Origin of the sequence: Pseudomonas sp. Z4-20 (genome assembly GCF_051131955.1) — a bacterium.
Taxonomy (GTDB): domain Bacteria; phylum Pseudomonadota; class Gammaproteobacteria; order Pseudomonadales; family Pseudomonadaceae; genus Aquipseudomonas; species Aquipseudomonas marvdashtae.
Map to the genome: position 1 here is coordinate 4,935,939 of NZ_CP071641.1, position 21,504 is coordinate 4,957,442.

A 21,504-nucleotide genomic window follows, 5' to 3' on the forward strand; every position below is an offset into this window, starting at 1 on the left:
AGCTTGATCACCGATAAAAGAGGTTTGGTGATAAGCTCGCGCACCATGAATATCTACAGCTCTCGCCCCGTTGTCCTCTGTCTCTCCGGCCACGATCCCAGTGGTGGCGCCGGCTTGCAGGCAGATATCGAAGCCCTGCTTGCCCAGGGATGTCATGCCGCCCCGGCCGTTACCGCGTTGACCGTGCAAGACACCGTCAACGTGACCGATTTCCGCGTGCTCGATCGTGAGTGGGTGCTGGCGCAAGCCAATGCCGTGCTCAACGATTCGCCCGTCGCGGCGGTCAAGCTGGGGATGCTCGGCTCACTGGAAATGGTCGACACCGTGGTCGAGCTGCTCCAGGCGCACCCGCATTTGCCGATGGTCTGCGACCCGGTGCTGCGCGCCGGCGGTGGCGGACGGCTGGGCAAGGATGAAGTCGGCTACGCCATGCGCGAGCGCCTGCTGCCCTTGGCGATCATTGCCACGCCCAACCTGCCGGAAGCGCGCATCCTCGCCGAGCTGCCCGAAGGCAGCGCCGATGAGTGCGCCGAAAAACTGTTGCCCTTCGTCAAGCACCTGCTGATCACTGGCGGTCACGGCGACGAGCATGAAGTCCACAATCGCCTGTACAGCCGCGACGGACGCCGCGAGACCTTCACCTGCCAGCGCTTGCCTGGCAGTTATCACGGTTCCGGCTGCACCCTGGCCAGCGCCCTGGCCGGCCGGCTGGCTCAGGGTGAACAGCTCGCCAGCGCGGTAAAGACCGCGCTGGACTACACCTGGCGCACCCTGCGCGATGCCGAACAACTGGGCAAAGGCCAGTTCGTACCGCGTCGCCTGCCGCTGGATTTCTGCTCATAGCACAGGAGCTGTGGAATGAAACTACGTGGCCTTTATGCCGTGACGGACAGCCAGTTGCTGGCCGGGAAATTCCTCGCCTATGTAGAAGCAGCGCTGGAAGGCGGCGTGACGCTGCTGCAATACCGCGACAAAAGCAGCGACGAAGCCCGGCGTCTGCGAGAGGCCGAAGCGCTGCGCAACTTGTGCGAGCGCTACAAGACCCAACTGATCATCAACGACGACGCCGAACTGGCCGCGCGCCTGGGCGTCGGCGTACACCTGGGCCAGACCGATGGCCCATTGGCGCCGGTGCGGGCGTTACTCGGGCACAAGGCGATTGTCGGCTCCACCTGCCACGCCAGCCTGGAGCTCGCTGAACAGGCCGTCCGCGAAGGCGCCAGCTACGTTGCGTTCGGGCGTTTCTTCAATTCCAACACCAAGCCCGGGGCGCCTGCGGCAAACCTTGAACTGCTCGAACAGGCGCGCATCAAACTGCATATACCGCTGTGTGCCATCGGCGGCATCACCCTGGAAAATGCCGCCCCGCTGGTGGCTCACGGGGTCGATCTGCTCGCGGTGGTCCACGGCCTGTTCGGCGCCGACAGCACAGCTGAAGTGACACGCCGCGCCCGCGCCTTCAACGCCCTGCTGCAAACCAAATAGTCATTTCCGATTTCGAGAGTACTACCATGTCCCGTTCCGAAACCTTGTTTGCCAATGCTCAAAAACACATCCCCGGCGGCGTGAATTCTCCGGTTCGTGCATTCAAGAGCGTCGGCGGCACCCCGCTGTTCTTCAAGCACGCCGAAGGCGCGTACGTCACCGACGAAGACGACAAGCGCTACGTGGACTACGTGGGCTCGTGGGGTCCGATGATTCTCGGCCACAGTCATCCGGACGTGCTCGACGCGGTGCGCAAGCAGCTGCAACACGGGCTGTCCTACGGCGCCCCGACCGCGATGGAAACCGAGATGGCCGACCTGGTCTGTTCTATCGTGCCGTCGATGGAGATGGTGCGCATGGTCAGCTCCGGCACCGAGGCGACCATGAGTGCGATCCGCCTGGCGCGCGGCTATACCGGCCGCGACAGCATCATCAAATTCGAAGGCTGCTACCACGGCCATTCCGACAGCTTGCTGGTGAAGGCCGGTTCCGGCGCGCTGACCCAAGGCGTGCCGAGCTCTGCGGGCGTGCCGGCGGCATTCGCCAAGCACACGTTGACGCTGCCGTTCAATGACCTGGAAGAAGTCGAGAAAATGCTCGGCGAGGTCGGCCAGGAAGTGGCTTGCATCATCGTCGAACCGGTGGCCGGCAACATGAACTGCGTACCGCCGGCGCCAGGTTTCCTCGAAGGCCTGCGCAGCCTGTGCGACCAACACGGCGTGGTGTTGATTTTCGACGAAGTGATGACCGGTTTCCGCGTTGCCCTCGGCGGCGCCCAAGCCCATTACGGCGTCACGCCGGACTTGAGCACTTTTGGCAAGATCATCGGCGGCGGCATGCCGGTGGGCTGCTTCGGTGGCAAGCGCGCAATCATGGAATGCATCGCCCCGCTGGGGCCGGTGTACCAGGCCGGCACGCTGTCGGGCAATCCGCTGGCCATGGCCGCGGGCCTGACCACCTTGCGCCTGATCAGCCGCCCAGGCTTCCACGCCGAGCTCACCGACTTCACCACTCGCCTGCTCGATGGGCTGCAAGTGCGCGCCGATGCGGCGGGTATTCCGTTCGTGACCACCCAAGCCGGTGGCATGTTCGGCCTGTATTTCAGTGGTGCCGATGACATCGTGACCTTCGACGACGTGATGGCCAGCGACGCCGATCGATTCAAGCGCTTCTTCCACTTGATGCTCGACGGCGGCGTCTATCTGGCGCCAAGTGCCTTCGAAGCCGGCTTCACCTCCATCGCCCATGGTGAAGCGGAGTTGAAGATCACCCTTGATGCGGCCGAACGGGCCTTTGCTGCGCTGAAGTGAACCTGTGGATAACTGACGCTGGCTGACAGCAGCGTCAGTGATTGCCGATAGCTCTAGCGCTTTTTCCTACGTATTTACCCGAGAAGCGGCCGCCGCCGTTCCCTCGCAGCAGAAAAACGAGTAAAGACTTTGTAAGGATGGCCCTGCTTATTTCATAATGCGCGCTTATTGGATCCCCCGGTGGGTCCACGCGCCCCTCAGAGGTAAGTCGATTCTCATGAACCGCACCGGCCGCACCCTTGCCTTGGGCTGCCTGTTGGTCCTTCAGCCCCTGCTCGCTCACGCACAGGCAGGCGGTAACTCGTTGTTGATCCCGGCAATGGGCCGTTGCACGCTCAACACCCAGCCACAAGATCTCGCACCGGCACTCGACGCCTGTCGAAAAGCGGCCGACGACGGTGACGCACAAGCGCAATACGAGTTGGGTGAGTTCTACTACGATGGCAAGGCCGCGCCGCGCGATCTCAAGCTGGCCCTCAGCTACTTCGAAAAAGCCTCCCTGCAAGGTCATGCCCAGGCGCAATACAAGCTCGGCGGCATGTTCTTTCATGGTGAAGGCGTGCCGGCCAACAACGTCCAAGCTTACATCGTCTTGAAGATGGCGGCGGTCAACGGCGCCGAAGAAGCCTTGGACACCGCCGACGAAGTTGCCGAGCAAATGCCCCGTGACGAGCTGGAGGTGGCGACCCAGGTACTGGGGCAGATCTTTCGCAAATATTTGATGGAACTGCAAAACGCCGACGGGCGCACGCCCTTCTCGCCATTGCCCTGATCCATCACAGACCTGTGGCGAGGGGATTCAGCGACAGGTTTACTTCTCAGGCATCGGCATCGGAAACGGCATCACATTGCCGACCGCGCCACGGGCTTCGCTGATTTTCGGTGTGCCCAGGCGCTCGACTTCGTCGATGCGCACGATCGAATGCATCGGCACAAAACTGCGCACCACGCCTTCGAACTGCGCCTTGAGCTTCTCTTCGCTCGGATCGACGACCACTTGCGTGCGCTCGCCAAAGACGAATTCCTCGACTTCCAGGAAGCCCCACAGATCACTTTGATAGATCTGCTTGGCGTACATTTCGAACACCTGGCCCTGGTTGAGGAAAATCACCTTGTAGATTGGAGCTTCACGTTTGGTCATGGCTGGCGAAACACATCGGCGGGTAAAAATGAGGGCGCGAACTATACCATAGCCATTGCTCGCACAGCGGTAGGAACCCGGGGACTTGTTGCCTATAATGCGCGGTTCTTTGAATCAGGTGATGACCCCTCCATGGCCAAGAAGCTTTACATCGAAACCCACGGTTGCCAGATGAACGAGTACGACAGCTCGCGCATGGTTGACCTGCTGGGTGAACACCAGGCCTTGGAAGTCACCGCTCGCGCCGAAGACGCGGACGTGATCCTGCTCAACACCTGCTCGATCCGCGAACGCGCCCAGGACCGGGTGTATTCTCAACTGGGCCGCTGGCGCGAACTGAAGCTGGCCAACCCGGAAATGGTCATTGCCGTGGGCGGTTGCGTGGCCAGCCAGGAAGGCGCCGCCATTCGTGATCGCGCACCCTATGTAGACGTGGTTTTCGGCCCGCAGACCCTGCATCGCCTGCCTGAGATGATCGACGCCGCGCGCGCGACCAAATTGCCGCAGGTGGACGTTTCGTTCCCGGAAATCGAAAAATTCGACCACCTGCCCGAACCGCGCATCGACGGCCCGAGTGCCTATGTATCGGTGATGGAAGGCTGCAGTAAATATTGCACCTTCTGCGTCGTGCCCTACACGCGGGGCGAAGAAGTCAGCCGGCCGTTTGACGACGTGATTGCCGAGATCATTCACCTGGCCGAAAACGGCGTGCGCGAAGTGACGCTGCTGGGGCAGAACGTCAATGGTTATCGCGGCCTGACCCACGATGGGCGCCTGGCGGACCTCGCCGAACTGATCCGGGTCGTGGCAGCGGTGGACGGTATTGACCGCATCCGCTACACCACGTCGCATCCGCTGGAGTTCTCCGACAGCCTGATCCAGGCCCACGCCGACGTACCTGAGCTGGTCAAGCACCTGCACCTGCCGGTGCAATCGGGCTCCGATCGGATCCTGGCGGCGATGAAGCGCAACCACACGGCGCTCGAATACAAATCCAAGCTGCGCAAGCTGCGGGCTGCTGTGCCGGGCATCTGCATCAGCTCGGACTTTATCGTTGGCTTCCCGGGCGAAACCGAGAAAGATTTCCAGCAGACCATGAAGCTGATCGAAGACGTCGGCTTCGACTTCTCCTACTCCTTTGTGTATAGCCAGCGCCCCGGCACTCCGGCGGCCGACCTGGTGGACGAGACGCCGGAGGAGGTCAAGAAAGAACGGCTCAACGCCTTGCAGCATCGATTGAATCAGCAGGGCTTTGAAATCAGCCGACAAATGGTCGGGTCGATCCAGCGGATCCTGGTCACCGACTACTCGAAAAAAGACCCGGGCGAACTGCAGGGCCGGACCGAGAACAACCGGATCGTCAACTTCCGCTGCGATACCCCGGCGCTGATAGGCCAGTTCACCGACGTGCACATTGACGCTGCACAACCGCACTCCCTGCGCGGCTCGCTGGTCCAATAATCTGAGTCCACGATCAATTGTCAGCCCCTGTTATCGGATTGCGCCGTTTAAGAGCTTTCGCACCCAGCCTACTGGCGCTATCCTTGATTTCATCTTAATTGCCCCTGGGCGGCTAAAAACGACCTTGAACGCACCCATCGAACCACATCGTTTCATTCTCGAGCCCTTTGAGGCTCGCCGCTTCGCCAATCTGTGCGGGCAATTCGACGAGCATCTGCGCTTGATCGAACAGCGCCTGGCCATCGAGATCCGCAACCGCGGAAACCAGTTCGAACTGATCGGCGAACCCAAACACACCTCCTCCGCGGAAAACCTCCTACGTCGTCTCTACCGGGAAACCAAGGGGAGCGAGCTGTCGCCGGACATGGTCCATCTGTTCCTGCAGGAATCGGCTGTCGAAGAACTCGACAACCACGCCCCCGCGGAACCTGCGGTGGCCCTGCGCACGAAAAAAGGCATGATTCGCCCCCGAGGCATGAATCAGCAGCGCTACGTGAAGGAAATCCTGGGCAACGACATCAACTTCGGCATCGGCCCGGCCGGTACCGGCAAGACCTACCTGGCCGTGGCCTGCGCAGTCGATGCGCTTGAGCGTGAACAGGTGCGACGTATCCTGCTGGTGCGCCCGGCGGTCGAAGCGGGCGAAAAACTTGGCTTCCTGCCTGGCGACCTGAGCCAGAAAATCGACCCTTACCTGCGCCCTCTCTATGACGCGCTGTATGAAATGCTCGGTTTCGAATACGTCGCCAAGCTGATCGAACGCCAGGTCATCGAGGTTGCGCCACTGGCCTACATGCGCGGTCGCACGCTGAACAACAGCTTCATCATCCTCGACGAAAGCCAGAACACCACCGTCGAACAGATGAAAATGTTCCTGACCCGAATCGGCTTCGGCTCCACCGCCGTCATCACCGGGGACATCACCCAGGTCGACCTGCCGCGCGGCACCAAGTCCGGCTTGAACCACGTGATCCAGGTGCTCAAGGACGTCCCGGGCATCAGCTTCACGCATTTCCTGCCCAAGGACGTCGTGCGTCACCCGTTGGTGCAGCGCATCGTCGAAGCCTACGAGCGCTTCGAGAACCGCGAGGACGAGGCCATGCCCGCCGACAAGGGCAAGCGCCACGATGCTTGAACTCGACTTGCAACCAGCCAGCAAGCAACCTTCCCCCAGCGAAGCCCAGTTCCGCCAATGGTGCGAACTGGCCCTGCGCCAGCGCAGCGCCGACTCGGAACTGACGATCCGCTTGGTGGATGAACCTGAAGGCCGCGAGCTGAACCACACCTGGCGTCAGAAGGACTATGCCACCAACGTGCTGTCGTTCCCTGCAGACGTGCCCGACGAGTTGCTCGATATCCCATTGCTGGGCGATCTGGTGATCTGCGTCCCGGTGGTGGAGCGTGAAGCCGCCGAACAAGGCAAGACCTCCGAAGCCCACTGGGCTCACCTGGTGATCCACGGCTGCTTGCATTTGCTCGGTTACGACCATATGGAAGATGACGAAGCCGAGGAAATGGAAGCACTGGAACGAACGTTGCTTGCCGAGCTGGGTCATCCGGACCCTTATGCCGGCGACGAACACTGATACATCAACCTGTAACGACAAAGGATTCAGAGTAATCGCTATGAGCGAAGATCGATCGACCAACGGGCAGAAGTCATGGCTGGGCAAGCTCACCCAGGCTTTTGCCCATGAGCCGAAAAACCGCCAGGAGCTGCTGGAGCTGCTGCGCGACGCACACCAGAACAAACTGTTGGACAGCGAAGCGCTGGCCATCGTCGAAGGCGCCATCCAGGTCGCTGACCTGCAAGTGCGGGACATCATGGTCCCCCGCTCGCAGATGGTCAGCATCAAGGCGACCCAGACACCCCGCGAGTTCCTGCCCGCCGTGGTCGATTCCGCTCACTCGCGCTACCCGGTCGTCGGCGAGAGCCATGACGATGTCATGGGCGTCCTGCTGGCCAAGGACCTGCTGCCCTTGATCCTTCAAGAGAACGGCGACAGCTTCAACATCAAGGACTTGCTGCGCCCGGCCACCTTCGTGCCCGAGTCCAAGCGACTGAACGTACTGCTGCGCGAATTCCGCGCCAATCACAACCACATGGCCATCGTCATCGACGAATACGGCGGCGTGGCCGGATTGGTGACCATTGAAGACGTGCTCGAGCAGATCGTCGGCGACATCGAGGACGAACACGATGTCGAGGAAGACAGCTATATCAAGCCGCTGCCCAGCGGTGATTTCCTGATCAAGGCCCTGACGCCTATCGAGAACTTCAACGAGTTCTTCGACAGCGAATTTTCCGACGATGAGTTCGATACCGTCGGCGGCCTGGTGATGAGTGCTTTCGGGCACCTGCCCAAGCGCAACGAAACCACCGAGATCGGTTCTTGGCGCTTTCGCATCCTGAATGCCGACAGTCGTCGGATTCATCTGCTGCGCCTGTCACCCATTGCCCGTTAAACCCCGCGAGCCCCGCTAAGGACACACATGCGTTGGATAACCCGCCCCGGCTGGCCCGGTAACCTGCTGGCCGTGGCGGCCGGCGCGATCACCACCCTGGCTTTGGCGCCCTTCGACATCTGGCCGCTGGCATTGCTGGCGGTCGGGTTGTTCTATGCCGGCTTGAGGGAACTCTCGCCGCGCCAGGCCCTGGGCCGTGGCTGGTGCTTCGGTTTTGGCTTGTTTGGCGCCGGCACCAGCTGGATCTACGTCAGCATCCATAACTTCGGTGGCGCCTCGGTGCTGCTCGCCGGGCTGTTGATGCTGCTGTTCATCGCAGCGATCGCCTGGTTCTTCGCGCTGCCGGCCTGGCTCTGGGCGCGCTGGTTGCGGCGCAACGAGGCGCCGTTGGCCGATGCCCTGGCCTTCGCCGCGCTGTGGCTGGGCCAGGAAGCGTTTCGTGGCTGGTTTTTGACCGGTTTCCCCTGGCTCTACTCCGGCTACAGCCAACTCGACGGCCCCCTTGCCGGCCTCGCGCCGCTGGGCGGGATGTGGCTGATTTCCTTCACCCTGGCCTTGACCGCCGCGCTGCTGTACAACGCGCCCGGCTTGGTTCGTAGCGGCCGCAAAGGCTTTATCGCGGCAGGCGTCGCACTGCTGGTCGGCCCATGGATTGTTGGCACGGCACTCAAGGGCCACGCCTGGACCAGCCCATCGGGCGAGCCCCTGAGCGTCGCGGCGATCCAGGGCAACATCGAGCAAAGCATGAAGTGGGACCCCGAGCAGCTCAACGCGCAACTGGCGCTGTACCGCGACATGAGTTTTGCGTCCAAGCGCGTCGACCTGCTGATCTGGCCGGAAACCGCGGTGCCAGTGCTCAAGGATTCCGCCCAGGGCTACCTGGACATGATGGGCAACTTCGCCGCCGAACGGAATTCGGCGCTGATCACCGGCGTGCCGATTCGCCAGTTGGTCCGCCATGAGAAGCGCTACTTCAACGGCATCACCGTGACCGGCGAAGGTGACGGAACCTACCTCAAGCAAAAGCTCGTACCGTTCGGCGAATACGTGCCGCTGCAGGACCTGCTGCGCGGGCTCATCGCGTTTTTTGATTTGCCCATGTCGGATTTCGCTCGCGGGCCGGCCGATCAGCCATTGTTACAAGCCAAGGGTTACCAGATCGCGCCCTTCATCTGCTATGAAGTGGTCTATCCAGAGTTCGCCGCCAGCCTCGCAGCGCGCAGCGACCTGTTGCTGACCATCAGCAACGACACCTGGTTCGGCACCTCGATCGGCCCGTTGCAGCATTTGCAAATGGCCCAGATGCGCGCCTTGGAAGCCGGCCGCTGGATGATCCGCGCCACCAACAACGGCGTGACCGGCCTGATCAACCCTTTCGGCCAGATTACCGTCAGCATCCCGCAATTCGAACGCGGCATCCTCTACGGCGAAGTGGTGCCGATGCACGACCTGACGCCGTATCTGCAATGGCGGTCGTGGCCGTTGATCATCCTGAGTGTGCTGCTGCTGGGTTGGGCACTGATCGCTGGACGGATGGCCAAGACCGTTTAAGGTTTTCGATACCCTTGTGGCGAGGGGATAGATCCCCTCGCCACAACAAGCTCCCTCGCCACAGGGAGCTCAGCGGTAGAACAACCGATACCCCACCTGCCCCACCGCCTCGTTCATCAACTGGCCAGACTGCCAGATCGACTTGAATTCCGGCATCCAGCCGCCCAGCGGACGGGCATTGTCCTGCCCCAGGAAACCGACAGGCGCCGGCACCACTTCAAATCCCGCACGCTCGAAACTCCAGACTGCCCGCGGCATGTGCCACGCCTGGGTCACCACCACGACACGCTTGATACCCGCTGGCAGGAGAATCTCGGCACTCATCTGCGCATTTTCCCAAGTCGTGCGGCTGCGTTCCTCCTGCCAGCGCACGGTCACGCCAAAATCCTCGCGCATCGAGTCGGCCATCAGCTTCGCTTCGCTGGGCGGGGTACCGTAATGCAGGCCGCCGGTGGTCAGCACCGGCAAGCCTGAAGCCTTGGCCAACCGCGCCGCATAACGCTGGCGCTCCAGCCCGATGCCGGTGGGCTGGTCGGCGCCCCAAGCCAGATCGCCGCGCTCGCGGCCCGAGCCCAGCACTACGATGGCGTCGGCGCGCTGGGCCAAGGTCGCCCATTCGCTACGTATTAATGGTGGTTCACGTTCCAACGCCTTGGCGCTCCATTGCACCGCAACTGGCAGGCTCATCAACCAGAAGCCACCCAGCCCCACAGCAAGACACACACGGGCCAGGCGCGGCCGGGAGTCGCGCCACCACCAGGCGAGCGCCAGCAGTAATAAAAGGATGCCGGGCGGCAACAAGAGTTGTTTGATGAAATAGCGAAACGGCATCGGGCATCTCCATAGATGCCCGAAGCCTAGGTGGGTTGACGCAAAGCGACAACAGATTCCAAAGATCTCGAATCAAAAAAAAGCGACACGCGTAAATTCGGCGTTACTTGAACTGCAGTGACCGGACCTTTACTTCATCCTTGCCGGGCGTCCGATCCTTGAGCCAGACTACCTTGGCCGAACGGGGCGCATCGAGACGCTTGTTTACCTGGGCTCCGCTTGCGCAGGCCTGGTGCCCGACCTGCTCAAGGTAAGCCTTGACCAGTTCGAACTCTGCGGGGCTCAAGCCGCGCAGCTCCAGCTCTGCCGGGCGTTCATCACGCAAACGACCGGCGGTTCTTGCAGCGTCCAGGGCCACCCCGAGACGGTCGATCAGTTTTCCGTACAACTCAGGTGTAGCGACTTTTCGTTGTGATTCAACCATCCCTCACCTCATTGAAGATAAGACTCACTCCCCATTGAGAAGCTTAGCTTCGCTGGGCGAACCGGCAGGGCGCCGCGACCAACGGCCCTGAACACAGGTCCTCGCCAGTGGTCCTGCATACCCGGCACGCAATCAGGGTTTCCCTCGGCGGAGCGCCGTCATGTATGCTACGGCGCTTCCTGTAACTCCACTTCCAGCTTGCCTGGGCATCGAAAACGCCGCATTCGGCGTCGTCTGCGTCCAGCATGGCCACGAAGAGGATTGGGCCACCCCATTCAGTACAAAAGTAGCCATGCACGAACACTACCAGCCCCGTGAAATCGAAGCCGCCGCCCAGTCGTTCTGGGACGAGCAAAAGTCCTTTGAAGTCAGCGAACAGCCAGGCAAGGAAACTTACTACTGCCTGTCGATGTTCCCTTACCCCAGTGGCAAGCTGCACATGGGGCACGTGCGCAACTACACCATCGGCGACGTGATCTCCCGCTATCAGCGCATGCAGGGCAAGAACGTCCTGCAACCCATGGGTTGGGACGCCTTCGGCATGCCGGCGGAAAACGCCGCGATGAAGAACAACGTGGCCCCCGCCAAGTGGACCTACGAAAACATCGCCTACATGAAGACCCAGCTGCGCAGCCTGGGCCTGGCGGTGGACTGGTCCCGCGAAGTGACCACCTGCAAGCCCGACTACTACCGCTGGGAACAGTGGCTGTTCACCCGCCTGTTCGAAAAAGGCGTGATCTACCGCAAGAACGGTACCGTGAACTGGGACCCGGTGGACCAGACCGTACTGGCCAACGAGCAAGTGATCGACGGTCGCGGCTGGCGTTCCGGCGCGCTGATCGAAAAGCGCGAGATCCCGATGTACTACTTCAAGATCACCGCCTACGCGGACGAACTCCTGGAGAGCCTCGACGAACTCACCGGCTGGCCTGAGCAGGTCAAGACCATGCAACGCAACTGGATCGGCAAGTCCCGGGGCATGGAAGTGCAGTTCCCGTACGACGTCGCGTCCATCGGCGAAGCCGGCACCCTGAAAGTCTTCACCACCCGTCCGGACACCCTGATGGGCGCCACCTACGTGGCCGTGGCTGCCGAGCATCCGCTGGCCGCCCTCGCCGCACAGAACAATCCCGAGCTGCAAGCTTTCATCGCCGAATGCAAGGGCGGCAGCGTCGCCGAAGCCGACGTCGCTACCCAGGAAAAGAAAGGCCTGCCGACTTCGTTGTTCGTCGAGCACCCTCTGACTGGCGAAAAACTGCCGGTGTGGGTCGCCAACTATGTGCTGATGCACTACGGCGACGGCGCCGTGATGGCCGTGCCAGCGCACGACGAGCGCGATTTCGAATTCGCCCACAAGTACAACCTGCCGGTCAAAGCGGTCGTGCGCACCAGCGCTGGCGACCAGACCTCGGCTCCTTGGCAGGACGCCTATGGCGAACACGGCGAACTGATCAACTCCGGCGAGTTCAACGGACTGGATTTCGCCGGTGCGTTCGATGCCATCGAAGTCGCCCTGATCAAGAAGAACCTTGGTGCATCGCGTACCCAGTTCCGCCTGCGCGACTGGGGCATCAGCCGCCAGCGCTACTGGGGCTGTCCGATCCCGATCGTGCATTGCGACACCTGCGGTGACGTACCAGTACCGGAAGATCAACTGCCCGTGGTCCTGCCGGAAGACGTCGTACCCGACGGCGCTGGTTCGCCCCTCGCCCGCATGCCTGAATTCTACGAATGCAGTTGCCCGAAATGCGGTGCACCGGCCAAGCGTGAAACCGACACCATGGACACCTTCGTCGAGTCCTCGTGGTATTACGCCCGCTACGCCTCGCCGCACTATGAAGGCGGCCTGGTGGAAAAATCCGCAGCTGACCACTGGTTGCCGGTGGACCAGTACATCGGCGGCATCGAACACGCCATCCTCCACCTGCTCTATGCGCGCTTCTTCCACAAGCTGATGCGTGACGAAGGTCTGGTGAGCTCCAACGAGCCGTTCAAGAACCTGCTGACCCAAGGCATGGTGATTGCCGAGACTTACTATCGTCGCGAAGCCAACGGGGCCTACACCTGGTTCAACCCAAGCGACGTCGAACTCGAACGCGACAGCAAGGCCAAGGTCATCAGCGCCAAGCTGATCGCCGACGGCCTGCCAGTGGAAATCGGCGGCACCGAGAAAATGGCCAAGTCGAAGAACAACGGCGTCGACCCACAATCGATGATCGACCAGTTCGGCGCGGACACCTGCCGCCTGTTCATGATGTTCGCCTCGCCACCCGACATGAGCGCGGAATGGTCCGATTCGGGCGTCGAGGGCTCGCACCGCTTCCTCAAGCGCGTCTGGCGCCTGGCCCAAGCCCACGTCACCCAAGGCCTGCCGGGGAAACTGAACGTCGCCCGCCTGAACGACGAGCAAAAAGCCATTCGTCGCTCGATTCACTTGGCGATCAAGCAGGCGAGCCATGACGTTGGCCAGAACCACAAATTCAACACCGCCATCGCCCAGGTGATGACGCTGATGAATGTGTTGGAAAAAGCTGCGCAGGGCACCGAACAGGATCGCGCGCTGGTTCACGAAGGCCTGGAAGCCGTGACGCTGCTGCTGGCGCCGATCACTCCGCACATCAGCCACGAGCTGTGGAGTCAACTGGGTCACGCCGACCCGGTGATTGACGCCCGCTGGCCGGTGGTGGACGAAACCGCGCTGGTGCAGGACAGCCTGACCCTGGTCATCCAGGTCAATGGCAAACTGCGCGGCCAGATTGAAATGCCGGCCGCCGCCACTCGCGAAGAAGTCGAAGCCGCCGCACGGGCCAACGAGAACGTGCTGCGCTTTGTCGATGGCCTGACGATCCGCAAGGTGATCGTGGTGCCCGGCAAACTGGTCAATATCGTCGCAAGCTAATTGGATCGGGCGTCCGGCCACAGGTCGGACGCCGAATATGACCTGCAGGGCCGCACGCTCGGCCCATGGGTTTCAAGGGGAGCAACAAGATGAACAAACGTAATTTGCTGGTTATGGGCCTGGCGGTCCTATTGAGCGCCTGCGGCTTCCAGCTGCGTGGCACCGGCACCACCGAACTGGCGATCACCGAGCTGGACCTGAGCGCGCGTGACGCCTATGGCGAAACCGTGAAAGCGCTGCGCGATACGCTGGAAAACAGCGGTGTGAAGATCTACAGCGGTGCACCCTACAAGCTGGTATTGACCCGTGAACAGCAAAGCCAGCGCAGCCTGAGCTATGCCGGCGCCGGTCGTTCGGCCGAATACGAACTGAACAATGTGCTGAGCTACGAAATCCGCGGCCAAAACAATCTGGTGTTGCTGGACGACAAGCTGCAAGTGCAGAAGATCTACCTGCATGACGGTAACAACATCACCGGTTCCGAGCAGGAGTCCAGTGAAGTGCGCGAGGAAATGCGCCGTGACCTGGTACAGCGCATGATGCTACGCCTGCAACAGCTGAGCCCGGCCCAGTTGGAGCAACTGCAACAGACCGCCGATGCCAAGGCCAAGGCCGAAGCCGAAGCACTCGAAGCGGCACGCAAGGCTGAAGCGGAAACCCCGCAGCAGTCGCCGATGCAAATCCCGGCTGAATAAGCCTTGCGGGGCGCTTCGGCGCCCGCTTGCATTGCCTATGAACTGTCCCTTATGAAACTGGCTCCCGCCCAACTCGGTAAACACCTGCAAGGTGCACTGGCGCCCGTCTACATCATCAGCGGCGATGACCCGCTGCTGTGCCAGGAAGCCGCCGACGCCATCCGCTCCGCCGCCCGCCAGCAAGGTTTCGACGAACGCCAGGTGTTCGCCGCCGACGCCAGTTTCGACTGGGGTACGCTGCTGCAGGCTGGGGCCAGCATGTCGCTGTTCGCCGAGAAACGCCTGCTGGAACTGCGCTTGCCCTCCGGCAAGCCGGGTGACAAGGGCGCCGCTGCGCTGATCGAATACTGCTCGCGACCGGCCGAAGACACGGTGCTACTCATCAGCCTGCCGAAACTCGATGGCAGCGCGCAGAAAACCAAATGGGGCAAGGCCCTGGTCGAAGGCCAGCAGACCCAGTTCGTGCAGATCTGGCCAGTTGATGTCAGCCAGTTGCCGAGCTGGATCCGCCAGCGCCTGTCCCAGGCCGGCCTGTCGGCCAGCCAGGACGCGGTGGAGCTGATAGCCGCCCGGGTCGAAGGCAACCTGCTGGCCGCCGCCCAGGAAATCGAAAAACTCAAGCTGATGGCCGAAGGTGGGCAGATCACCGTGGAAACGGTCCAGGCGGCCGTGGCCGACAGCGCCCGCTTCGATGTCTTCGGGCTGACCGATGCGATCCTCAACGGCGAAGCAGCCCATGCCCTGCGCATGCTCGAAGGCCTGCAAGGCGAAGGCGTCGAGCCTCCCGTGATCCTCTGGGCCCTGGCTCGGGAACTGCGGCTGCTGGCCAACCTGTCGCTGCAATACAGCCAGGGCGTGCCGCTGGACAAAGCTTTCAGCCAGGCCCGCCCGCCCGTCTGGGACAAGCGCAAGCCGCTGATGAGCAAGGCCCTGCAACGTTACTCGGCGCCACGCTGGGCGCAACTATTGCTGGAAGCCCAGCGCATCGATGCGCAGATCAAGGGCCAGGCCGCTGGCTCGCCGTGGATGAGCCTGAGCCGGTTGTCGCTGTTGATGGCTGGGCAGCGACTCCCTTTACCCGCTGAATAACACAGCACCTGTGGCGAGGGAGCTTGCTCCCGCTGGACTGCGCAGCAGTCCTAAAATCATTTGACTTGGTGTGTCAGACAAAATGCATTCAGCTCTCTTGGGGCTGCTGCGCAGCCCAGCGGGAGCAAGCTCCCTCGCCACAACAGCTCTCCAGCCACAACGCCGTCGGCCATCCTTGAAATTTCCTACGCAATGCAGGGACTGGACAAAGCCCCAGCCCTGTCCCATGATTTGCCCCGCAAAACCACCCCACGAGAGATCCCATATGAGCAAAAAGCCATCCAAGCATGGCCCCAACAAGGCCAAATCCATCATCGCCCAGCCCCTGTTCCGCAGCCGCCAGGAACGACCTGCCAAGGGCAAAGGTAGCTACCGCCGCGAAGCCTTCCAGTCTGACAACTGGGAGGCTTCTTGCTTTGTGGCAGCTTGAAACACCCGGACAAGCCCTACGCCCCTTTCGCATGTTAAGGTCAGCACCTGAACTGAATTTCTGGACCCGTGCATGCCCTTTTGTCTTCCCCGTCGTTGGCCATTGCGCCAACTGATCGCCGTCACAAGCGTCGCCCTGCTTGTTGCCTGCGCAGAGAAACCCACCGCCGCCGACGCCCAACCGCTCCAGACCGCTCCTGTCATGACGGCGCCGGCTATCGTGCCGCCTGTCGTCCCCTCCGGAGAAAACCTGGTCATAGCGCCCACCCAGACCTTTGCCGAATGGCAGGCCGGGTTTCGCAAGGAAGCCCTGGCCGCCGGGATCCGTGCCGATTTGTTCGACCGTGCATTTATCGGCGTCAGTCCGGACATGAGCGTGATCAAGGCTGATCGCAGCCAACCTGAATTCACCCGACCGGTGTGGGAATACCTCGACGGTGCACTGTCACCCTTGCGCATACGCAAAGGCCAGGCCCTGATCCAGCAGCAAGCGCAGATCCTGCAAAGCATCGAACAACGTTATGGTGTCGATCGCGAGGCGCTGGTTGCGGTGTGGGGCATGGAAAGCAACTTCGGCCAGTTCCAGGGCAACAAATCGGTGATCAACTCCTTGGCGACCCTGGCCTACGAAGGACGGCGTCCCGGCTTTGCCCATGCGCAACTGATCGCCGCGCTGCAGATCCTGCAACAGGGCGACATCTCGCCAGAAAAAATGCTCGGTTCCTGGGCCGGCGCCATGGGCCAGACCCAGTTCATTCCCACCACCTACAACACCCATGCGGTTGATTTTGACGGCGACGGTCGCCGTGACATCTGGGGCAGCGCCACCGATGCCCTGGCCTCGACCGCACATTACCTGCAGAGCTCCGGTTGGCAGCGCGGCCAGCCATGGGGGTTCGAGGTCGATCTCGCGGAGGGCTTCGACTACACCCTGGCCGATGGCACGATCCGCAAGCCAGTCTCCGAATGGATACGGCTGGGCGTCTCGGAATATGGCAGCTTACCGATAGCCCCCGAGAACAAGCCGCTATCGGCGTCCCTGCTCCTGCCGGCCGGCCATCGCGGCCCGGCGTTCTTGATCTTCGATAACTTCCGCGCCATCCTCAAGTACAACAACTCATCCTCATATGCCCTGGCGGTTGGGCTGTTGTCTCAGCGCTTCACCGGTGCAGGGCTGGTCTACGGACAGTGGCCAAAAGAGGACCTGCCCCTGAGCCGCAGCGAACGCATCGAGCTGCAGACCCTGCTCGGCAAGCACAACTACGACGCAGGCAATCCCGACGGCATCATTGGCGCCAACACCCGCAAGGCGATCCGCAGCGCCCAACAGTCGTTTGGCTGGCCGGCGGATGGATATCCGACGCATAAGCTGCTGGACGCGCTACGTAACCGCTGAATCGGCCTGATGCGTCCTACCGCTAAACTGCTCGCTACTCTTTCGAGGTTGGCGAGCAGTTCTCGATGATTGATGGATAGGTAACACTGGCCTAGCCGCCGAGCACCACATCCTGCTCCAACGTCACTTTCTTCTGCCCCGCATCCAGTTCCACCAGCGCGCCCATGGGCAACGTCAGATTGGGATCACAATGCCCGCTGCGCCAACCGGACAACACCGGAATGCGCAATGGCGAAAAGGTCTGCTTGAACAAGCGGTTCAAATCCTCGACGTCCACACCCGCGACATCTCCCAGCAGCACGCCCCGCAACTTCGCCAGGGTGCCCGCCAGCCGCAGCTGGGTCAGCAAGCGGTCGATGCGATAGAGCGGCTCGTTGACGTCCTCCACCAGCAGGATCACGCCTTCGGCATCGATCTCGTAAGGCGTGCCCATGGTCGCGGCTATCATCGACAGATTGCCTCCTAGCAGCCGCCCGTGAGCGATGCCTGGCTCGACAGTCGTCAATGGATAAGCCGCCGGATGGCTCAGTACGTCGCCTGCCCCCAATTGCCCATGCAACAGGCTGAAGAACGAAGTGAACGTCGACGGTGCCTTGCCGCCCAGCAGGTCGGCATTGAGCAATGGCCCATGGAAGGTCACGAACCCAGCATGACGGCTGATCGCCAGGTGCAGCGCGGTGATGTCGCTGTAGCCGACAAAGGGCTTGGCGTTACGCCGCAACAGCTCGTAATCGATGCGATCCAACAGTCGCGGCGTGCCGTAGCCCCCGCGCAGACAAATAATGGCCTTCACCTGCGGGTCGGCGAACGCTGCGTGCAGATCGTTGAGCCGCACCTCGTCACTGCCGGCCAGGTATCTGTCCTTTTCATGGACACCCGGAAATATCCGCAGCTCATGGCCGTGGGCGCGCATCCATTGCACGGCTTTGTCGCTGTCCAGCGGCGCCGGACCGGCAGGCGCAATCACCCCGATCAGCCCTTCGGCCGGGAGCGCCGGTACCGGCTGATGCGGATAAAGGGTGTGCTTGGGTCGAACGGTCATCCCTGAATCTCCCTGCATAAAGTCATGCGTACACACCGTCGTGAAGGGCCTGGCCCGATCAGGAAGACAGGTAGGAAGAGCGCGTCAGCCCAAGGCGTAGCGCATCCAGGTACTGGGTACGCTCGGCCGCGGTGATGCGAGCGCTGGCGCACTTGTCACGGTAATGCGTCATCAATTCCTCCGGCGACAGGTGCACGTAGCGCAGCATGTCTTCGATGGTGTCATGGGTCTCGATACCGGCGTGGTACACACTGCCGTCGGCGTTCTGGTAGATGTTCACCGAGTCGGTGTCACCGAACAGGTTGTGCATGTCGCCGAGGATTTCCTGGTAGGCCCCCACCAGGAAGATGCCCAGCAGGTAATCTTCGCCTGGATTGAGCGAGTGGACCGGCAGGCTGGTCTCGATGCTCTGCTCGTCAACGTATTGCTTGATCTTGCCGTCGGAATCGCAGGTCAGGTCTTGCAGCACGGCGCGGCGCAGGGGCTCTTCGTCGAGGCGATGCAGCGGCAGGATCGGCAATACCTGGCCGATCGCCCAGGTGTCCGGCAGGCTCTGGAACACCGAGAAGTTGCAGATGTACTTGTCGGCCAACTTGTCGTTGAGTTCGTCCAGCACCTGGCGGTGCGAGCGCTGGCGGGCCTTCAGCGAGTTGTGCAGGCGACGGCAGACGGCGAAATAGCATTGCTCGGCCAGGGCTTTTTCCGCCAGGGTCAGCTTGCCGTCGGCGTATTGGGCGGCCACGTCGCTCATGTAGTGGGTGGCGCGCCAGTAAGTCTCGGTGACCATCTCGATGTCGGTTGGGCCCAGCAGGTCCACCAACCATTGCACGGTTTCCGGCAGGCTTTCCTTGTTCTCGATCACCGGCACATCGTCGTGGTGTTTCTCGACGTCGGTCACCTGTACCACCAGCATCGCGTGGTGAGCCGTCAGTGAGCGGCCGCTTTCGGAAAAAATGTGCGGATGCGGCAGGCTTTGGGCGTCGCAGAATTCCTTGAGCATGCCCACCACGACGCCGGCGTAATCGTCCATGTCGTAGTTGATCGAGCTGGCGTTGCGCGAGTGCGTACCGTCGTAGTCCACGCCCAGGCCACCGCCGACGTCGATGTGATCCACCGGCAGGCCGAGGTTGCGCAGTTCGCCGTAGTAACGGATCGCTTCCTTGAAGCCATGCTGGTAGTCCGCCAGGTTGGCGATCTGCGAACCCATGTGGAAGTGCAACAGACGGATGCCCTGATCCAGGCCGGCGTCACGGAAGCGCTCGACCACGGACAACAGCTGCGCGGCCGACAGACCGAACTTGGACTTCTCGCCACCGGTGTCGGCCCACTTGCTCGACGCCAGGGACGACAGGCGCACCCGCAGACCTACCTGAGGCTTGACCTTGAGCGACGCGGCTTCTTCGATCACCAAGCCGACTTCGGATTCTTTCTCGATCACGATAAAGACGTTGTGACCAAGCTTCTGGCCCATCAGCGCCAGGCGAATGAATTCGCGATCCTTGTAACCGTTGCAGACAATCGTCCCACCCTTTGGCGCCAGGGCCAGCACCGCCAGCAGCTCAGGCTTGGAACCGGCTTCCAGGCCGATGGAGACGTTCTGGGTGGCGATGATGTTTTCGATCACCGCCTCCTGCTGGTTAACCTTGATCGGATAAAGCGCGGTGTACTGGCTCTGGTACTCCAGGCGTGCGATGTTGCTGTCGAACGCGCCGGTGAGCTGGCGCACACGATCTTGCAGGATGTCCGGGAAGCGCACCAGCAGGGGCAGCGAAAGGCCACTCTGGCGCAACTGGTCGACTTGCTCGTACAAATCGATGGGCGAGCTGTCGGGGCCGTTCGGACGGACTTCGACGCGACCGGCTTCATTGATCGCGAAATACCCGGCCCCCCAATGGCGGATCCCGTAAACGCTGCGGCTGTCCGCAACTGTCCATTGGCTGCCATCGTCTTTGCGTGTGCGTCGTACGGACATCGAAGTCCCCTATAAAGAAGTCAAAATGCACCATCCGGTCGGAGGCTGGCGCAGTCTAGAGAATGGAAATGACGATTTGCCTGTAAGCAAGGTAGACCCTGCCCACAGCGCTGAGTTTAAAACCCGTTCCGAACAGGTTCTGTGAAAACCCTGCGGACGATCCCGAACCCGGGGTTCGGATCAAGCCGAGGTGGCTTTCACAGAAGCTGCTAGCCGCCAGATTTTTTTGCCTTGAAACCGTGTTTGGTGAGTTCCGCCAGCAGCAGCTCGACGTGATCGCCCTGGATTTCGATGATGCCGTCCTTCAACGCGCCACCGGTGCCACAGCGTTTTTTCAACGTTGTCGCCAGCTCCTTGAGCGCGTCTTCGGCCAGCGGCAAGCCGGTGATCGTGGTCACCGTCTTGCCACCGCGGCCTTTGCTTTCGCGGCGCACGCGAGCGATACCGTCTCCGTCGGGAATGGCGGTCTGTTTGCAGATGCAGGCATCCACCGGCTGGCGGCAATCAGGGCAATGACGACCGGCGTCGGTAGAAAATACCAGGCCACCCAGGGCGGCGAAGGATGCGGCTTTTTTGGCCACCGGCAATCCTCTTCGGAGGACAATGACTGGTCGAGGAGCGAAAGTGCCCCGACCGCGAAGCCCCACTCAGGCAGGGGCAGCGCAACTGGACCGAGCGATGTCGGCCAAGCTTGAAAAGTCGCGCAGTGTAACGACAAAAAGCCGACTTGCTAAGGGCCAATCGACGCCAATTTACAGCTTCTTTGCGACACCCTGTTCGCGGGCTTTCAAATAGCGCCCGAGCGCCGCCAGAGAGTCCGGGCAATAAGGCTTGCAGCGGATTTCATCCAGGACCTGCTCGACCGGCAGGAAACGCGCTTCCAGCACTTCCTCCGGTTGCAGGATCAGCGGACCGTCCCAAATCGCCGAGAACGCCGAACACCACAGGCGACTGCCGGTGTCCTCGAAATAAAAATGGTCATGGGCAATCAGCTCGACGCCACTCACTCCCAATTCTTCGGCCAGCTCGCGGGCCGCCGACTCGGCGTAGGTCTCGTGCGCCTGCACCATGCCCCCCGCCGCAACGTCCCAGAAACCCGGGTAGATCGCCTTGCTCAAGGTTCTTCGATGAACGCACAACTCGCCGGCCGAGTTGAACAGCATGATGTAGGTGCCGCGCCCGATCAGGCCGCGCTCGCGCAGTTGCGAGCGCACCAGGCTGCCAAGCAGGTTGTCGTGTTCGTCGACCCAAGCAATCTGCTCGGCATCCGAGGCCACTCGGTGAGCAACCTCACGGGCACTTTCGTCCATTGA

Annotated in this window: 21 protein-coding genes; 14 read left to right on the forward strand and 7 right to left on the reverse strand. The window is 61.6% G+C overall.

The annotated features are described in order from the left end of the window. Positions 1-45 precede the first annotated feature (45 nt). The 4 genes from J3P82_RS22670 (at position 46) to J3P82_RS22685 (ending at position 3,567) form a co-directional block, all read left to right on the forward strand. On the forward strand, positions 46-843 hold the full coding sequence (locus J3P82_RS22670) for a hydroxymethylpyrimidine/phosphomethylpyrimidine kinase (protein WP_434558758.1): 798 nt from the start codon (positions 46-48) through the stop codon (positions 841-843). A gap of 15 nt (positions 844-858) precedes the next feature. Then, the gene (gene thiE, locus J3P82_RS22675; protein WP_434558759.1) at positions 859-1,485 is read left to right on the forward strand and encodes a thiamine phosphate synthase; all 627 of its coding nucleotides are present in this window, start codon (positions 859-861) and stop codon (positions 1,483-1,485) included. Between the two features lie 26 nt (positions 1,486-1,511). Further along, positions 1,512-2,795: a glutamate-1-semialdehyde 2,1-aminomutase gene (gene hemL, locus J3P82_RS22680; RefSeq protein WP_186638667.1), complete on the forward strand. Its 1,284-nt coding sequence runs from the start codon at positions 1,512-1,514 to the stop codon at positions 2,793-2,795. Positions 2,796-3,012: 217 nt separating this feature from the next. Then, positions 3,013-3,567, forward strand: a complete 555-nt coding sequence (locus tag J3P82_RS22685; protein WP_434558760.1) for a tetratricopeptide repeat protein — start codon at positions 3,013-3,015, stop codon at positions 3,565-3,567. Between the two features lie 39 nt (positions 3,568-3,606). On the opposite strand, the gene J3P82_RS22690 is transcribed toward J3P82_RS22685, so the two are convergent. Next, the gene (locus tag J3P82_RS22690) at positions 3,607-3,936 is read right to left on the reverse strand and encodes a DUF1820 family protein (RefSeq protein WP_003185742.1); all 330 of its coding nucleotides are present in this window, start codon (positions 3,934-3,936) and stop codon (positions 3,607-3,609) included. 132 nt (positions 3,937-4,068) lie between these two features. Between J3P82_RS22690 and miaB the strand changes: the two genes are divergently transcribed. From miaB to lnt, 5 genes are all read left to right on the forward strand, one after another. Further along, positions 4,069-5,397, forward strand: a complete 1,329-nt coding sequence (miaB, locus tag J3P82_RS22695) for a tRNA (N6-isopentenyl adenosine(37)-C2)-methylthiotransferase MiaB (RefSeq protein ID WP_434558761.1) — start codon at positions 4,069-4,071, stop codon at positions 5,395-5,397. 124 nt (positions 5,398-5,521) lie between these two features. Next, on the forward strand, positions 5,522-6,532 hold the full coding sequence (locus J3P82_RS22700; protein WP_434558762.1) for a PhoH family protein: 1,011 nt from the start codon (positions 5,522-5,524) through the stop codon (positions 6,530-6,532). After that, positions 6,525-6,983, forward strand: coding sequence for an rRNA maturation RNase YbeY (gene ybeY, locus J3P82_RS22705; protein ID WP_434558763.1), 459 nt, complete (start codon positions 6,525-6,527; stop codon positions 6,981-6,983). The genes J3P82_RS22700 and ybeY overlap by 8 nt, the downstream gene beginning before the upstream one ends. Positions 6,984-7,023: 40 nt before the next feature. Next, positions 7,024-7,863, forward strand: a complete 840-nt coding sequence (locus J3P82_RS22710) for an HlyC/CorC family transporter (RefSeq protein ID WP_186610826.1) — start codon at positions 7,024-7,026, stop codon at positions 7,861-7,863. Positions 7,864-7,890: 27 nt separating this feature from the next. Then, positions 7,891-9,414 (forward strand): apolipoprotein N-acyltransferase, encoded by a 1,524-nt coding sequence (lnt, locus tag J3P82_RS22715; protein WP_434558764.1) that lies wholly within the window; start codon positions 7,891-7,893, stop codon positions 9,412-9,414. Between the two features lie 69 nt (positions 9,415-9,483). On the opposite strand, the gene J3P82_RS22720 is transcribed toward lnt, so the two are convergent. Both J3P82_RS22720 and J3P82_RS22725 read right to left on the reverse strand, forming a co-directional pair. After that, positions 9,484-10,245 carry a YdcF family protein gene (locus J3P82_RS22720; RefSeq protein ID WP_434558765.1) on the reverse strand — a complete coding sequence of 254 codons (762 nt, stop codon included), beginning with the start codon at positions 10,243-10,245 and terminating at the stop codon, positions 9,484-9,486. 103 nt (positions 10,246-10,348) lie between these two features. Then, complete coding sequence (locus J3P82_RS22725; protein WP_434558766.1) at positions 10,349-10,669, reverse strand: hypothetical protein; 321 nt, start codon at positions 10,667-10,669, stop codon at positions 10,349-10,351. A 292-nt stretch (positions 10,670-10,961) separates the two neighbouring features. Between J3P82_RS22725 and leuS the strand changes: the two genes are divergently transcribed. The 5 genes from leuS to J3P82_RS22750 all read left to right on the forward strand — a co-directional run bounded on the left by leuS (position 10,962) and on the right by J3P82_RS22750 (position 17,177). After that, on the forward strand, positions 10,962-13,568 hold the full coding sequence (gene leuS, locus J3P82_RS22730) for a leucine--tRNA ligase (protein ID WP_434558767.1): 2,607 nt from the start codon (positions 10,962-10,964) through the stop codon (positions 13,566-13,568). Positions 13,569-13,657: 89 nt separating this feature from the next. Beyond that, on the forward strand, positions 13,658-14,263 hold the full coding sequence (gene lptE / locus J3P82_RS22735; RefSeq protein ID WP_434558768.1) for an LPS assembly lipoprotein LptE: 606 nt from the start codon (positions 13,658-13,660) through the stop codon (positions 14,261-14,263). Positions 14,264-14,314: 51 nt separating this feature from the next. After that, on the forward strand, positions 14,315-15,352 hold the full coding sequence (holA, locus tag J3P82_RS22740; RefSeq protein ID WP_434558769.1) for a DNA polymerase III subunit delta: 1,038 nt from the start codon (positions 14,315-14,317) through the stop codon (positions 15,350-15,352). A 265-nt stretch (positions 15,353-15,617) separates the two neighbouring features. Then, positions 15,618-15,782, forward strand: a complete 165-nt coding sequence (gene arfA / locus J3P82_RS22745) for an alternative ribosome rescue factor ArfA (protein WP_047229500.1) — start codon at positions 15,618-15,620, stop codon at positions 15,780-15,782. Positions 15,783-15,854: 72 nt separating this feature from the next. Next, the gene (locus tag J3P82_RS22750) at positions 15,855-17,177 is read left to right on the forward strand and encodes a lytic murein transglycosylase (RefSeq protein ID WP_434558770.1); all 1,323 of its coding nucleotides are present in this window, start codon (positions 15,855-15,857) and stop codon (positions 17,175-17,177) included. A 91-nt stretch (positions 17,178-17,268) separates the two neighbouring features. Here J3P82_RS22750 and J3P82_RS22755 read toward each other — a convergent pair whose 3' ends face one another. The 4 genes from J3P82_RS22755 to J3P82_RS22770 all read right to left on the reverse strand — a co-directional run bounded on the left by J3P82_RS22755 (position 17,269) and on the right by J3P82_RS22770 (position 21,501). Further along, positions 17,269-18,219 (reverse strand): S66 peptidase family protein, encoded by a 951-nt coding sequence (locus tag J3P82_RS22755; protein ID WP_434558771.1) that lies wholly within the window; start codon positions 18,217-18,219, stop codon positions 17,269-17,271. 58 nt (positions 18,220-18,277) lie between these two features. After that, on the reverse strand, positions 18,278-20,191 hold the full coding sequence (speA, locus tag J3P82_RS22760) for an arginine decarboxylase (protein ID WP_434558772.1): 1,914 nt from the start codon (positions 20,189-20,191) through the stop codon (positions 18,278-18,280). Between the two features lie 209 nt (positions 20,192-20,400). Then, positions 20,401-20,772, reverse strand: a complete 372-nt coding sequence (locus J3P82_RS22765; RefSeq protein ID WP_434558773.1) for a translation initiation factor Sui1 — start codon at positions 20,770-20,772, stop codon at positions 20,401-20,403. Between the two features lie 171 nt (positions 20,773-20,943). Further along, positions 20,944-21,501 (reverse strand): NUDIX hydrolase, encoded by a 558-nt coding sequence (locus J3P82_RS22770; RefSeq protein ID WP_434558774.1) that lies wholly within the window; start codon positions 21,499-21,501, stop codon positions 20,944-20,946. Positions 21,502-21,504: the final 3 nt, after the last annotated feature.